Raw genomic sequence first — 1196 nt, 5'->3', positions numbered from 1 at the left:
TCTGCGGGCCGCAAGACGCTCAATCTGTCGAAACAGGCTCGTGCCGCCTGATCGTTCCTTTATTGTTCATGCCAAACGTTGTTTAGCGTACCATCCACACGATGGCCTCTATATCCCATCTGCTGATCCCTGCGTGAAAATCTATGCTCTTGTAATGAACGGGTCATCGCTTCGTGTGGGTTCCTGTCGCGGATAGGCATGCCTTCCGAACGAAATAGGCAATCTGCTTTTATCGAAGCCTCAGGGCATTGAGCCGCAGTGCGTTTGTCACGACGGCCAGGGATGACAGGGCCATCGCGCCTCCCGCGAACATGGGCGACAGCGTAAGGCCAAAGACGGGATACAGGACTCCTGCGGCAAGTGGAATGCCGATCCCATTGAACAGGAAGGAGAATGCCAGATTCTGCCGGATGTTGCGCATCGTTGCCTGTGCCAGGCGGCGGGCGCGTACCAGTCCGGCGAGGCTGCCTTGTGCCAGTGTCATCCCAGCACTTTCGATCGCGACATCGGTGCCTGTGCCCATGGCGATTCCGATATCGGCGGTGGCCAGGGCCGGCGCGTCGTTGACGCCGTCGCCCGCCATGGCGACACGGGCTCCCTTGTGTTGCATGTCACGAATGATTGCGGCCTTGTCCTCAGGCTTGAGGTCGGCATGCACCTCGTCGATCCCCGCCTGACGGGCGACGACTTCCGCAGTCCGGGCGTTGTCGCCCGTCAGCATCACGATCCGCATGCCGACTGCGTGCAGTGCCGCGATGGTCTCCTTCGCGTCGGTCTTCAACGGATCGGCCACGACCAGCAACCCAGCGGCCTGTCCGTCGATGCCGACGAACATGACGCCCGCGCCCTCCGCCCGGTGGCTGTCCGCGACAGGGATCAATGCTGACGCATCGATGCCCTGCTGCCGCATCTGGGCCTGGTTTCCGACGACGACGGCATGCCCGTCCACGGTGCCGGTCACGCCCAGGCCGGTCTGAGAGGCGAAATCCCCGACCGATGCGGCTTGAAGGCCCTGCGCCGTCATCGCGGCGACCAGCGCCTGGGCCAGCGGATGCTCGGACTGCGTTTCCAGTGATGCCGCCAACCGCAGGACGATGCTGGAATCCCATGCACCTGATGTTTCGGTCGCGATCAGCCGGGGCTTGCCTTCCGTTACGGTGCCGGTCTTGTCGATCACCAGCGTATCGACCGTATCC

Annotated in this window: 1 protein-coding gene; it reads right to left on the bottom strand. The window is 62.5% G+C overall.

Annotated features, from left to right (window positions below; all coding sequences use genetic code 11):
- Positions 1-229: 229 nt before the first annotated feature.
- Positions 230-1196, bottom strand: a 967-nt coding sequence (locus GVI59_RS18650) for an HAD-IC family P-type ATPase (RefSeq protein WP_173575532.1), incomplete at its 5' end; no start/stop codon positions are given.

This window comes from Acetobacter sicerae, assembly GCF_011516765.1.
GTDB classification, from domain to species: domain Bacteria; phylum Pseudomonadota; class Alphaproteobacteria; order Acetobacterales; family Acetobacteraceae; genus Acetobacter; species Acetobacter sicerae.
This window is presented reverse-complemented; position numbering and strand designations above follow the sequence as displayed.